The organism is Dyadobacter sandarakinus (genome assembly GCF_016894445.1).
In the GTDB taxonomy this organism is placed as follows: Bacteria; Bacteroidota; Bacteroidia; order Cytophagales; family Spirosomataceae; genus Dyadobacter; species Dyadobacter sandarakinus.
The window spans coordinates 452,888-465,629 of record NZ_CP056775.1; the positions used below are offsets into that span (position 1 = coordinate 452,888).

The 12,742-nt window shown below is 42.8% G+C and carries 14 protein-coding genes; 4 read left to right on the top strand and 10 right to left on the bottom strand.

From position 1 onward, the window contains the following. Positions 1 to 4: 4 nt before the first annotated feature. From HWI92_RS01920 to HWI92_RS01960, 9 genes are all read right to left on the bottom strand, one after another. Positions 5 to 268 carry a hypothetical protein gene (locus HWI92_RS01920; protein WP_204660525.1) on the bottom strand — a complete coding sequence of 88 codons (264 nt, stop codon included), beginning with the start codon at positions 266 to 268 and terminating at the stop codon, positions 5 to 7. After that, complete coding sequence (locus HWI92_RS01925) at positions 265 to 1,131, bottom strand: dATP/dGTP diphosphohydrolase domain-containing protein (RefSeq protein WP_204660526.1); 867 nt, start codon at positions 1,129 to 1,131, stop codon at positions 265 to 267. The genes HWI92_RS01920 and HWI92_RS01925 overlap by 4 nt, the downstream gene beginning before the upstream one ends. A 399-nt stretch (positions 1,132 to 1,530) precedes the next feature. After that, complete coding sequence (locus HWI92_RS01930; RefSeq protein WP_204660527.1) at positions 1,531 to 2,157, bottom strand: DNA methyltransferase; 627 nt, start codon at positions 2,155 to 2,157, stop codon at positions 1,531 to 1,533. Between the two features lie 2 nt (positions 2,158 to 2,159). Beyond that, positions 2,160 to 2,441 (bottom strand): hypothetical protein, encoded by a 282-nt coding sequence (locus tag HWI92_RS01935; protein ID WP_204660528.1) that lies wholly within the window; start codon positions 2,439 to 2,441, stop codon positions 2,160 to 2,162. A gap of 4 nt (positions 2,442 to 2,445) precedes the next feature. Further along, a complete protein-coding gene (locus HWI92_RS01940) occupies positions 2,446 to 2,889 on the bottom strand; it encodes a hypothetical protein (protein ID WP_204660529.1) in 444 nt (147 codons plus the stop codon). 222 nt (positions 2,890 to 3,111) lie between these two features. After that, positions 3,112 to 4,515 carry a replicative DNA helicase gene (locus HWI92_RS01945; protein WP_204660530.1) on the bottom strand — a complete coding sequence of 468 codons (1,404 nt, stop codon included), beginning with the start codon at positions 4,513 to 4,515 and terminating at the stop codon, positions 3,112 to 3,114. Then, entirely contained in the window at positions 4,512 to 4,700 is a 189-nt protein-coding gene (locus HWI92_RS01950) for a hypothetical protein (RefSeq protein WP_204660531.1), read from the bottom strand. The genes HWI92_RS01945 and HWI92_RS01950 overlap by 4 nt, the downstream gene beginning before the upstream one ends. Further along, entirely contained in the window at positions 4,697 to 5,482 is a 786-nt protein-coding gene (locus HWI92_RS01955; RefSeq protein ID WP_204660532.1) for a hypothetical protein, read from the bottom strand. Before HWI92_RS01955 ends, HWI92_RS01950 begins: the two co-directional genes overlap by 4 nt. A 21-nt stretch (positions 5,483 to 5,503) precedes the next feature. Next, positions 5,504 to 5,776, bottom strand: coding sequence for a hypothetical protein (locus HWI92_RS01960; RefSeq protein WP_204660533.1), 273 nt, complete (start codon positions 5,774 to 5,776; stop codon positions 5,504 to 5,506). Between the two features lie 112 nt (positions 5,777 to 5,888). Here HWI92_RS01960 and HWI92_RS01965 point away from each other — a divergent pair, with 112 nt between their 5' ends. Together HWI92_RS01965 and HWI92_RS25530 are read left to right on the top strand one after the other, a co-directional pair. Further along, the gene (locus HWI92_RS01965) at positions 5,889 to 6,314 is read left to right on the top strand and encodes a hypothetical protein (protein ID WP_204660534.1); all 426 of its coding nucleotides are present in this window, start codon (positions 5,889 to 5,891) and stop codon (positions 6,312 to 6,314) included. A gap of 175 nt (positions 6,315 to 6,489) precedes the next feature. Next, complete coding sequence (locus HWI92_RS25530) at positions 6,490 to 6,774, top strand: Arm DNA-binding domain-containing protein (RefSeq protein ID WP_204660535.1); 285 nt, start codon at positions 6,490 to 6,492, stop codon at positions 6,772 to 6,774. 1,329 nt (positions 6,775 to 8,103) lie between these two features. On the opposite strand, the gene HWI92_RS01975 is transcribed toward HWI92_RS25530, so the two are convergent. After that, positions 8,104 to 8,283, bottom strand: coding sequence for a hypothetical protein (locus tag HWI92_RS01975; RefSeq protein ID WP_204660536.1), 180 nt, complete (start codon positions 8,281 to 8,283; stop codon positions 8,104 to 8,106). A gap of 18 nt (positions 8,284 to 8,301) precedes the next feature. On the opposite strand from HWI92_RS01975, the gene HWI92_RS01980 reads away from it, so the two are divergent. Next, complete coding sequence (locus HWI92_RS01980) at positions 8,302 to 8,445, top strand: hypothetical protein (RefSeq protein ID WP_204660537.1); 144 nt, start codon at positions 8,302 to 8,304, stop codon at positions 8,443 to 8,445. A gap of 1,055 nt (positions 8,446 to 9,500) precedes the next feature. Continuing rightward, positions 9,501 to 12,728, top strand: coding sequence for a SusC/RagA family TonB-linked outer membrane protein (locus HWI92_RS01985; protein ID WP_204660538.1), 3,228 nt, complete (start codon positions 9,501 to 9,503; stop codon positions 12,726 to 12,728). The last annotated feature ends 14 nt before the right edge of the window (positions 12,729 to 12,742 follow it).

Consider the following 12,742-nt stretch of genomic DNA (forward strand, 5'->3'; position numbering starts at 1 on the left):
CTTCTCACTTTAAAATGTCCTCCTTTAATTTTCTGAATGAATCAATGTGCTCTGGCGGTATCTCATCCTCGTTGACGGTATGAAGCAAAACGGCGGCGATTGGGATTTTCAGGGCGTTACAGTGCCTCATTAAAGATTCTTGGCGCGGCAGCTTGGCAGTTTCTGCAAGTCCTATATTGCTAACTGACGTCCCGGACACGTAGGCGATGTACTTAATGGGCAGATCCTTGATTTTTCGAATCTTACGCAGTGTTAATCCGATGTTCATGCTGCTTCTATTTGCTTGGTTTCCCTGGTGTCGAGTTCCGGTTTATTCCGCTGGGTGTGAGCCAAAAACAATGCATTGCACTGGATATGGGCGAAGTGGGGCAGTCCTGTCTCCTGATCGTTGTCTTCTCCGGATAGGTAGGCAAACGTGTGGCGTAGCAGGCTCTCGCAGATTTGAGTAGTTGGAAAGCCTTTTCTCCAGTTTTCTTTTCCGTAGCGGCCGGCTCCGTATTGAAGCACTTTTACCATGTCTTCCAGTGAGGCGAAGTCAACCAGCGACCATTGGGGCTTGTCGGAGTTCAGGCGAATACCTTGATTCTCAGGTTTTTCAATCTCGCAAAGCATAGATTTAAAGCCTGGATGATTTGGGTTTTCAGGCCCGAATTGAAAGTCAGATTGCTTAGTAAAATGATTGATCAGCTCTTCTTTATTCGCTTTGCGGAATCTAAGCTTTGACCACTTGACTGAGTACTTAGGTGCTACAATGTCGATCGTCGAGGCGTCAACTTTACTTACTTCATAAAGTTCATTAACTTTTACATAGTCATTCTCTCCTGCCTTAACACAAATAACCCACTCGCCCGGCCGAAAATCTCCGTCCGACATAGCGGCCAAGGCAAGAAAGAGTTCGGGGTTGTAATGGTCGATGAAATATTGATCGCGCCTTACAAACTGTTCTTCGACAAACCCAGTTTTATTATTGTACTTCCCGAAGTGAGTAACTAATACGTGCTCGGATTCAAAAACGTAATCAATTCCATTCCAAGGCTCAATTCCCATACTTAACAAAGAACGTCTTATATCAGATTGGTATTGATCAATCCTACATCTCATGCTGACCGGCGTGATGAATTTTCTTTTCATTTCAGTTTTCGTTTAGTTTATCAGTCATGCAAATTCTACTCATTGTGAAGCCCCTTTCTTTCGCCAGCTTCGGGTGATCTTCTGCCCACTGGTGTCCTTCGCGGGATACTGCTAGCCACGTTTCAACTTTATTCAAATTCTTCCCGCGTCCGGCTCGGTGATGGATTTCTGTTGATCTCAGATGCGGAAACACCGCGCAAAACATGTTCTCGGGCCTGCTTAAAAACTCCTCACGAAGATCCCTATACGTCTTTCTCTGCGCGGACAGTTTGTTACTCATAGGCCGGATCTTCACTTGCTTCTTTTCCAGTCTTTTCAAGTCACTGCGCAGGTACTGGTGGGTCTTACAGTAACCTTTCCCAAAGACAGGGTAGGAGCAGTTATTGTGTTGGCAGCTCTTCATACGGGAAAAAGATCAAGCTGTTTGATGTGTTCATTAAACCTGTAGCATCCTTTTTCAAAGTATGTTTGGTCAAGCTCGCATCCCCAATAGTCGTATCCCATGTCATGAGCAGCTATTCTGGAAGACTGACTGCCCATATGAGTGTCTAGGATTTTATCACCTGACTGGGCATAGTTGTGTAGAAGCCATTTATATAATTTAGTTGGTTTTTGAGTTGGATGAATCTTCCCATTCGTATAAGCCTCAACTCGACTCATGCGAAAAGCTTTTGATGCCTTGTTAAATGAACTCCAAGCCAACTCAAAGTCTGACCCAGTAAACTCTTGTATTTTATCCCAAATGATGTTACACCTTGTAGGAGGAAGATTAAAATAGTTAGAGCCCCATATTATTTGGTTTTTAGATACCCTAAATAATTCGTCAAAAAAAGACTGATTTGGAGCAATATCCCATTTAATAGACTCTTCGTTTTTGTCGAACTTTGCCCCTCTAGTTCCTCCTCCCTTTACCAGCGCACTCCCAATCCCATACGGAGGGTCAATGAGAGCCAAATCAAAGAACTTGTCAGGATAACGGGCCATCATGTCCATGTTGTCCTCGTTTGTCACAATGCTTGATGCCATTTTTATTCTGTCAAAGGTTCTTCATGTGCGACAATCAAGGCTTGAAGTCCGGCAGCTTGTGGCATCTTCCAGTGCGTTACGAAGTCTTCGACGGCTTGTCCTGTCAGCCAGGCCTTTTCTGTTTTCATCAGGTCAAAGGCCCAGGTTCCATCTTTGTAGGCTGAGGTGGATATATCCCCCAAGTTTGTCCTGATGCGGTATCTGCCTTCTATCTCCGGCAGTGACTCATTAATGGATGTGTAACCCATTTCAGAGAGTAGTTGAAAGTTTGGCGTTTCGGTCATGGACTTATTTGATTAGGTCATTGTATTCTTCAATCCATTCGGTAGAAATTGGCTTGCGTCGATCAAAGGATTTAAACACAGCGTTGATCAGGTCGTCAATGCGCTTCTTGTGATACTCTGCGCGAGGGATGATTGTTATCTCCTCGGTACTCATTCTTGGCTCAGTCTCGACGAGGCTTAACTGGCTTGTTTGGGCAATTTCACCTGGAATGAAATACTGTCTTCCGCGTGCTCGTGAGTTAGAAGTGACAGAAACTTTACCATTATTAGTGAGACGACTTAGCCTGCCCGCAATTGATCCGTAAATTTTTAGCTTGTTGCTGGGAGCCAAGCTTGAACATATTTCATCCAGCGTCATTGGCGTGTTCTTATTTTTCAGGTATGTTACCAGAAACTTATCCCAGCCCGGGAAATTTTTATCCTTCCAGAAAAATGGTACGTGATTCATGTTTTTCGATTTATGATGGTTGATTGATTCAGTTGATTTTTTTCCAGGTAGTATGTCTCAGATTTCTTTCTATTTGCCCGTCTACAAGCGGGAAGTCTTCAAAGGGCGGGGATCTTACAGGAGATCTGATGCAGCGTGCCATAAGCTTTGATTTTGGAGGCTTTCCATGCATTCCGTAGAAGACCTCGTAAATGCAATCGTCGAGTGTTTGGTAGGTGCCGGTCAATTGAAGGAGTGGCTATGGCCGTTAAGGCTTTCGTTCTTTTGAAACCCGTTGAGCTGTGGTTGAGCGGCCGGCACTCTTGATATTTCGTAAACCCGGTTTAGTGCCACATTGCATTTCAATTCAACCGGCCCAAGTTCGCCTTCTCTGTTTTTGGCAAAAATGTATTCAATGTTGTGGGAGGGGATAAAGTCCACGCCTCGTGAGTCAGACTCGTTTGCATCGTAGTAGTCCTGACGATACAGGAATATTACCCGGGTGGCATCTTCTTCCAGCTTGCCAGAGCTTTTCAGGTTGTTCAGCGTTGGCCTTTTATCGGACTTGGATTCGTTCTCCCGGTTGAGCTGTGAGAAAATGATCAGTGGTATGCCAAGTTGATCCCCCAATTCCGTTAGTTTGGACTGAACACTCTCGGTGACAGCAGTTTTGTCTGACCTGTTCTTTACGGTTCTGTCGCAGATCAAGCCGATGTAGTCAATGAAAACGATCTTCAAGCCATACTTCCGGTGCCAGGACCTAAGCGTTCTGGTAATGTCGTTGATGTCCCTAGAACGGGTATTATCGTAGAAATACAATGGCAGCTTCCGGGCACTGTTCCCACGTTCAACCACTATCTTCTTCTGGTTATCAGCAAGTCTTCCCTTCGTGATATCGCTGGCCGAGAACCCACTTGAATTTGAAATCATCCGCGAGGCGAGCTTTGAGGGCCTGACTTCGAGAGATACAAAGGCAGTAGGATTTCCGGCAGCAGCTGCAACATTGGCGTGATAAGTAGCGACAGCCGTTTTACCCATACCTGGCCGGCCGGCAATAATCACTTTGTCGTCAAACTCCCAGCCTCCTGTAATTGAGTCAAGGATGGATACTCCTGTGGTGATTCCTGAGATACCTTCCGTCTTCTCCCGATTCATTAACTCAAGCATTCCATCAACAGCTTCTCCCATCAGTATCGGTTCAGTGTTCGTGTTTCGGCTGATCACGATGTTGGTGGCTTCTGATACTTCGCGTTCGATATCTTCGATTTGGGCGTTCTTTTCGATCATCCCCAGTAACTCATAAGCCTTAACTAGCAAGGCCCGCTTGGTGGAAAGTTCAACCAACACTTCTGCATTCGAAGCCAGATGCCGGTCGGAGGTGAAAAACTTTTTGATCTCCTGGTAGGTAGCAAGAATGTCCTTTTTGCCCGTTGGGACGATCTGGTGAAGAATCGCACTTTGAGTAACCGAGGATCCCGAGTTATGAATGTTCATGATCACATCGAACAGGTATTGATGATCCATCCGGTAGAAGCACTCAGTGTTCAGGATGTTTTCTACCTGGTAGATCAGCTCAGGACGGTTACACATCACCGAAAGGACGTCTTTCTCAATGTCAGTGTCGTGGGGTGGGAGTATCTGGTTCATAAGTAGGTTTTAATTATCCAGCGGTCAAATGTTTCCATGTCAATGTCTCCATCGGCCAGAGCCTCAAAGAGTATTTCGCTTTTCTGCTCCTGAGTCATGGCAGCGACTATCTCGGTGTGACTTCTCAGGGTTACTGGCTTGGGGTTCTGCTTGTATCCCTTCCAGTACTGTTCAGGTGACATCATACGGGTTCAGGGATTTGGGAGTACTTTTCGTTGAGCGTGAAGCGGCGCGGCGCGGTGACTTGTGATACCGGGTGCTTTTCCATTGCTTTCTCTCGTGCTTCCTTCCAGGTTCCAGCCACAGCAGCCGTCCAGTTTTTCATTTTGGATTTGCCTACTATCCATCCCTTCGATTCGTAATGCGACCAAAACTTTTCAGCGAACATGCGGGCCGCCGCAGGGGAGCTACCATAGTTCTCTACCAAATGGGCTTCTACGTCTGATTGTGAAGGAGCCTTAAACTGACTTTTTGAATTTTCATTTTTTGATCTTTGAGAACCATCATCGACGCGATCAGCGTCTCCTTCTTCTTTAAGAAATTCTTCTCTTTTATTAATTTCTTTAGTTTTATTATTGGGTAGGTCGGAGGTCGGTATGGCTATCGGTATAGCTATCGGTGTTGCAGTTGGTGTACCTATCGGTATAGCTGTCGGTATTTCCGATAAGTAAAAATCAAGGTTATGTAGTGATACCCACCGGGCCGTGTACATATTCACTGACTCTTCTATGATCTTCAGTGCCCCAAATTGTACCAGATCTTTAAGGCATTGGTAAAAAGCTTCTTTGTCCCGGATGCATGACAATGCCATTGCTTCCTTTGTTGGAAATTGAAACTCTTCAGGCCAGCCTTCTTCGTTTGCTATTTGAAAGCATGCATGCATTAATGCCACATGGTTTGGCTTTACTTTGCGTCCATTGAGTCGTACAAACTTTGCCCAGGCATTCCCAGCTAAGTATCCATTCATAGTGGGGTGATTGATTGGTTCTTAAACTAGATTGGCCTCTTTTATTGACTCTTTGAATTCCCGGTCAATGGACTTTTCTCGCTTGATATATTCATTAGCAGCCTTAATAATTGCCTCCTCCACTTGTCTATCCTCGTACTTGTCTGCCAGTACCGCATAAATCCCTCCAATTGTGTAAGGAACTCCTTTGTATGGAGTCACGCTGTTCGCTTCATTGAGTATTTCCAACGCTCTCGCAGGTAATTTTGCCCGTTTCCCGAGTCTTTCGTACAATTTCCTTGTTTCTTTAAGCATCGTTTTCAATCTTTGTTGAAAGAATGTTTAGATATTGTGTAAACGTCAACTTGATATACACAAATATAAACAATGTTGAAATGTTATCAAACAAATCTTATATTTATTTGTCATGCAAGAAGAGGAAGAAATCAAAGGGAGATTTGCTGATGAGATCAAGAACTTAGGGATCTCCAAAAATGCGATCGCAGGTAGAATTGGATTCTCTGCGCAAACTTTTACGAACGTCACTAAGGGTAGAAACCTACCAAGCCTTTTACTATTGAAAAGACTTCAGGAAGTTTTCCCATCATTCGATTCTAACTATGTGATACACGGAGAAAGAAAGGATGATGATTCTTTTCGTGTAAAAGAGCTATTGGAGGAATTGGACTTTCAGAAAGCGATTGTTTCCAAACTGGTGGGAAAGCATAAGGGCGTATCCAATCACCCACAGGTAGACAGAGAAGGCGCAAGTGAGATGCTAAGTAAATGCATTTCAGGCCGCCATTTTCAATCCTTGTTAACCTTTAAAGTTTTCAAGGGACGAGATAACTAAAACCTGCGGATGCGTCGCAGCTGATCAATGAATCAGCCGGGAAGGGTTTAGTATTTGGTAGCATATCGCTTAAAAATACGTACAAACCGTTCATTACTAAGAAGTTGTATGCAGGGTTCGACTCCCCGCATCTCCACCCCAACAAGTTTCAATACTTCAAAAAGCCCGTAGATCAATGATTTACGGGTTTTTTGTTTTCGTGCCCGCTATCCAAATCTCGGTTAGGCAATCGAAAATCAATCGCAACAATCAATTGCCTCTTTACATGCGGGTAACGGTTGGAAGGGGAAGGTTTCAAGTAGCAACGAGGAAATCAGTACCACCGGAAAGGTGGTCGGGCAGCTCTGGAAAAGCAAATGGTACGACAATAGATGCGAGAGAAGCCAACGCATTTTCAGATTCTCTGGGGCAGGTAATGCTTATGGCATGCAACTGCAAACCATTCAGGATGACTTATTAATGTACATTGAAGTCTTTAGGCGGAAGTGGCAAGGAGAAGATCAAAATATTATTGGGCTGCTATTAGTATTCGAAGAACATAGTGCCAAGGTCGGACAGCTTATAAATCTGGAATATGCTCATGCAACCTATAAGCGTTATCAAACAACTATTAGGCAAACCGAGGAATTTATTTATTGTTATTCTCAAGAAAAGAACTTAGATGTTTAATAAATAAATCTCAAATTTATATCAGAGTTTGAGTTTTATTTGAAAAGTCGCTCACCTATGTACCAAAGTAGATAAAAGGCAGATAGTTGTATTGGCAATGCTGCTCCATTTTCGTAAAATTCTTATTATGTGCAACCGGGTTTATCAATCCTGGAATATGGCAAATAATGCGTTTCCAATTGGGATTCTTAATAGATACAGAAAAATCAAGATTATTCCAGTAAGATAGTAAGACTTTGACTGTCGGAATTTTCTCGACTTATAATTAGTATAAATGCCGGCACACAGCGTGATAAGTGTTATAAGAAGTGCCCCCCAGTCGAAAATGAAAATGTTTGTAGGAATTGCTGCTATACGGTTCGACTCCGCACTTTCTCCAAAGCTCATCCAAAAGATTAGGGGTATCCCTAATATAAACAAAAATCCACAGGTAAATAGTGCTAGTACTAACACTACCAAAAAATACCTCCATAAAAGCGCCGATGAGAAAATTTGTTTTGTAGCGGCTATCACTTGCAATTTCCAGGGTTGGTTAGCGGTTGCACATAACTCGATTCACGTACTTACAATACAATATACGCATTTGTAATATTGAAGTAATAGTTAGATATTTCACTTCATTTCAGCCTATCAAAAAACGCCCGTTCTCTGCGATACTCGCCGATAGCCTACTTTTGCCGCCAAACTATTGCATTTACCCTCTCAAATCGTCATCTTACTTTGTATGTTACATTCTTATGCCTTTGCCTGAGTACGTGAGACAAAGCACTTGGTTTTCTGATAGGCTAGGGTGTGTCGACTCAGGAACAGAACCTTGCCATGCAGCATAATCGCTTTAGGCAGGCCGGCTGTCAGAAGATTTTCAAAAAGGATTTCGTCGGCCAGAGAGCATCCCGAGATAGCTAGGCTTGTAGAGCCCTAGGGCCAAGGGAACAGTGTGGTAGCCTGTAAGCAGCTGGTAGCCGGCCAGGTAGGGGATGTTACTTTTATGAAGGGGTCATGAGCTATGTAGACCAAACAACATCTCCAACCTGTTCAATGAATCCTCTTTCGGCTTTGCAAGCATAAAAGACATACAAGTCGCCGGCTTCGTGGCCGGCACGCTGGCTAACTACTACGATCAGAACCTGATCACAAACCAGCGCAGCAGCTTTGTGAAAGTGTTGCAAAGGAAGCTGCTCGCAATCCATTTCTGGCCAAGCCCTGTGGCGAAAGCCGGATCGTGTCCCAGTAAACGGGTTCCGTATATGAACGTACGTTGGCTGATCTCAGCATCAATCCGGCCAATGATTTGCTGCAAAGAAAATCAGCTAGCTGTTTGTCCCGGGTCATAGACCAGGTTACCTACCTGGCCTATCTGCTATTCCACGTCCGGTATATCAATGCGGCCCGCTACATCACCAGGCGCGAGCTGATGGAGCAGATTAAAGCCAGGGAGGAGACATGTACTCGCTGCCAATGAGTATAGGCTGATATATAAAACGATAGAGTGAGTTTATTTATCCCACACTAAGCGCTTAATAGCAGATTAAATGAGGCAACCTACGAATGCCTTCAACATCATTGAATTTCAGGATCTTAAAGGTTCGGAGCAAGATATAGTATATCTATTTTCAATAATCCAGATTTGAATAAATCTCCTTTGTATTGCATAATAAACTATGGTAGGGATATACCTGGACAATTAAGTATGCAGATGTTTGCGATATTTTCAGAAATGTTGAAGTCTAATAAGATTAGCAGCCTTAATTGTTTAATTCTTTAATAATTCAATTGTTAGAAAATCTATTATAATATCGGCTAGGTTGTCTGCGGATTGTTTATCCTATGTTTTAATAATAAGATAATTACTCCCTACCATAATTATGACAAGCATTTCAATACAGCTTCAAATTACCTTTAGGTGAGAAGATTGCCGCTGCCCGATTTCAAACAATACTTGCTTAATTAAGTAGGTAATCGTTTCTGCATGCCGAACAGTTAGAATCAGTTTACGCTATTCAATTCTTAACTCATTACACAGGCGCTCCGCTTGCTTGTAAGGACATCGTTTAACATGTATTGTGCATATACACATTAAACGATTAAACTGATGACATATCTTCAAACAATCGAAAATAAGAAAAATCCAATTTGGAATTAAAATATTTACAAGAACCTAATTTTAAATCTTTGTGGTACCTGTGCCGTCCACGATATAATTATTTAAATTAGATCTTATACATTTTAACCTATCCTGGCCAGATTTATTAAAAAAAAATAAATTTATGTACTTATTTCACAAAAATATAAAATTTGCCGTAATTCGTTCTTCTACTAAGTTTTAGTCCCAGTTTATCACTTATTCCCAAATTTATCCTATCAAAACTCGTTTTAATGCAATGGTGCATTCTTATTTACGATTGTGTGCTTCGGACACATGATCATTGATTCTCGTTTATACTTGCTGTCACTTTTCCTCCGACCAGCAATGCTGTAAAACTTAACTAATCCATTTTAATCTTTATTAATCAATCTATGAGAATTTCTACTCGATGGACATATCGTAATGTAAAGCGATATGCTTTTTCTCTTTTTCTTTTGCTGTTTACCATGATTGGAGCGTTTGCTCAGGTAACTGTAAAAGGTAAAGTTCAGGATACCAAGGGCACAGGCCTGCCCGGCGTAAGTGTCGTGGTAAAAGGAACTACGGCTGGCACTGTGTCAGATAATGAAGGGGTGTACACAATCAGTGCTCCTGATAACGCAACCCTGGTTTTTTCTTTTATTGGTTACCTTACGCAAGAAGCAGTTGTAGGTAATAAATCTAATATAGACGTTACCTTATTAGATGATACCAAGGCTTTGGAAGAGGTTGTGGTTGTTGGTTATGGTACAGCAAAGAAAGCAACATTAACCGGGTCAGTTGTTGCTGTGAAAGGAGCTGAGCTCGAAAAAGCACCCTCGGCTAACCTCTCAAACACGCTGGGTGGGCGTCTGCCAGGGGTTTCAACAGTTCAGGCAAGTGGTGAGCCAGGTTACGATGGTTCTGCAATTCGGATCCGCGGAACCAACTCGCTTGGTAACAGTAATGCACTGATCGTAGTTGATGGTGTGCCAAACCGTAGCGGTGGTTTGGACCGTTTGAACCCTGCCGATATTGAAAGTATTTCTGTTTTGAAAGATGCTGCAGCAGCCATTTACGGATCACGTGCGGGTAATGGCGTTATCTTGATTACTACCAAACGTGGTAAATCAGGTAAACCACAACTATCCTATGATATGAACATTGGTATGGGCCAGCCAGCCATCTTGCCAAAAATGTCCAGCGCAGCAGAATATGCGACCATCCGGAATGAATTGCAGATTTATGATAACCTGCCTGCAGGTCAGTGGGCTGGTGCTTTGCAAGGCTTTAACAGCACAGGAAACTATACCAGAACTGACAATAAAGATGTAGTAACTGCAACGTTTCAACCAGGAGATATCCAAAAATACCGTGATGGCAGCGATCCTTTGATCCACCCAAATACAGATTGGTATGGAGAGGTAATTCGCAAGTGGTCACCACAACAACGCCATAATGTGCAATTAATGGGTGGCAGCGACAATATCAATTACCTGGCATCACTTGGTTACATCAATCAAGATGGTAACTATGTGAATTCAGCAACCGGGTACAAACAGTACGATATGCGTGTCAACCTGGATACAAAGATTAACAAGTATCTGAAAGCTAAGTTGGGCGTTGCTTTGCGTGAAGAATTCCGGCATTTTCCTAATGGAGGTGGTGCAGGAGACATTTTCCGTATGCTGATGCGTGGAAAACCAACCGAAGTTGCAATTTGGCCGGATGGCCGTCCAGGACCGGATATTGAAAATGGACAGAATCCTGCGATCATTACGACAAACCAAACCGGGTTTAACAATGACAAGCGCGATTATATACAAACTAATGGTGCACTCGAGTTTGATGTTCCGGGTGTAACTGGCTTGAAAGTAATGGCCATGGCTGCTGTGGATAAAATGATGCGTCGCCAGAAGTCGTTCCAGAAACCATGGACACTATATTACTGGGATAAGAAATCTTACGAAGCAGATAACGTTACTCCAATTCTCACAGGTAATGTGCGGTCTACATTCACAGATCCTCGTTTGACTGAAAGTTCATCTCAGGAATTATCTGTACAGCTAACCGGACAAGTATCTTATGAGAAATCGTTCGGAGCTCACAACTTCAATGTTATGGGTGGTATTCAGCGTGAGAAAGTAGATGCGGATGGATTCTTTGCTTTCAGACGCTATTTTATCTCTCCTGTAGTTGATCAGCTTTTTGCCGGTGGTACTGCTGAGCAAAATATCAACAACTTCGACCTTTATAGTCGTGCAAGGTTAAGCTACTTTGGACGTGCAGGTTACAACTATAAAGAAAAGTATCTTGCCGAATTCCTGTGGCGTGTTGATGGTTCATACATTTTTCCAAAAGACGGACGTTTTGGATTCTTCCCAGGGGTTTCAGCAGGATGGCGCGTTTCAGAAGAGAGCTTCTGGAAGAATAACATCAGATTCCTGAACAATTTGAAAGTTCGTGGTTCATGGGGTCAAATGGGTGCTGAACCTTATTTCCTTGGAACAGAAACATTGGCTGAGTACCAATACCTTTCAACAATGGGCTTTGGCCAGTACGTAGTTAATGATCAGGTTGTTAAAACACTATCTGAAACCCGCGTTGCTAACGGACAATTTACTTGGGAAGTAGCTAATAACTCCAACTTTGGTATCGAGGGAACATTGTTGAATGATAAGTTATCATTTGAGTTTGACTACTTCGTAAATAATCGTTCTAAAATCCTGATTCCAAAAATCGGATCTACTCCTTCAAGCGCCGGGATTGACGGTAAACTTCCACCACAAAACTTAGGTAAGCTTCAAAACAAAGGTTTTGAATTTAAGGTTAGCTATGATGGTAATGTGAAGGATTTCACCTACTCGGTAAGTGTAAATGGTGGATATGCTAAAAACCAGATTAAATACTGGGATGAAACACCTGGTGCTCCTTCTTATCAGAGAACAACTGGAATGCCTTATCAGTCCTTCCTGGTTTATCAGTTTGATGGATCGTTTAAAGATCAGGCGGAAATTGATGCAAATCCAATTGACTACAGTGCTATTGCTGGAACCCTGCTACCCGGAGACATGAAGTTCAAGGATGTTGGCGGTCCGGATGGCAAACCTGATGGTAAAATTACTGCTGATGATAGATTACGCTCAGAAAAAGTACAACGTCCTTGGTTTACAGGTGGTGCTTCTATTAATCTTGGTTACAAAGCGTTCGATTTGTCTATTTTATTCCAGGGTGCAGCCGGCGGTTTGCAATTAGTCGGTCTGACTGAATCAGGTGATATTGGTAACTATTTGCAGTATGATTACAATCACCGTTGGACTATTGACAATCCAGACACAAGGTACCCACGTCTGACAAACAGAAATAACAGGTATTATACAAATACTGATCAGGCTGGTTTCAATAACTATTTCTTGAAAAGTAATGACTACCTGCGTCTTAAGAATATTGAGCTGGGCTATAACCTTCCTTCTGAATTCGGATCTAAAATTGGGCTGAGTAAGTTCAGAGTATATGTAAATGCATTGAACCTGATGACTTTCTCTAAAATTAAGATCTGGGATCCTGAAGCGACAAGTACTAGTGGACAATACTATCCACAATCCAGAATTATCAATGCAGGTATTCGTGTAGGGTTTTAATGAAAAATGATAAC

Excerpts from the sequence above, each read along its gene's own strand:
- HWI92_RS01920 (WP_204660525.1), bottom strand. The coding sequence starts at position 268 with ATGAACATCGGATTAACACTGCGTAAGATTCGAAAAATCAAGGATCTG.
- HWI92_RS01925 (WP_204660526.1), bottom strand. The coding sequence starts at position 1,131 with ATGAAAAGAAAATTCATCACGCCGGTCAGCATGAGATGTAGGATTGAT.
- HWI92_RS01930 (WP_204660527.1), bottom strand. The coding sequence starts at position 2,157 with ATGGCATCAAGCATTGTGACAAACGAGGACAACATGGACATGATGGCC.
- HWI92_RS01935 (WP_204660528.1), bottom strand. The coding sequence starts at position 2,441 with ATGACCGAAACGCCAAACTTTCAACTACTCTCTGAAATGGGTTACACA.
- HWI92_RS01940 (WP_204660529.1), bottom strand. The coding sequence starts at position 2,889 with ATGAATCACGTACCATTTTTCTGGAAGGATAAAAATTTCCCGGGCTGG.
- HWI92_RS01945 (WP_204660530.1), bottom strand. The coding sequence starts at position 4,515 with ATGAACCAGATACTCCCACCCCACGACACTGACATTGAGAAAGACGTC.
- HWI92_RS01950 (WP_204660531.1), bottom strand. The coding sequence starts at position 4,700 with ATGATGTCACCTGAACAGTACTGGAAGGGATACAAGCAGAACCCCAAG.
- HWI92_RS01955 (WP_204660532.1), bottom strand. The coding sequence starts at position 5,482 with ATGAATGGATACTTAGCTGGGAATGCCTGGGCAAAGTTTGTACGACTC.
- HWI92_RS01960 (WP_204660533.1), bottom strand. The coding sequence starts at position 5,776 with ATGCTTAAAGAAACAAGGAAATTGTACGAAAGACTCGGGAAACGGGCA.
- HWI92_RS01965 (WP_204660534.1), top strand. The coding sequence starts at position 5,889 with ATGCAAGAAGAGGAAGAAATCAAAGGGAGATTTGCTGATGAGATCAAG.
- HWI92_RS25530 (WP_204660535.1), top strand. The coding sequence starts at position 6,490 with ATGATTTACGGGTTTTTTGTTTTCGTGCCCGCTATCCAAATCTCGGTT.
- HWI92_RS01985 (WP_204660538.1), top strand. The coding sequence starts at position 9,501 with ATGAGAATTTCTACTCGATGGACATATCGTAATGTAAAGCGATATGCT.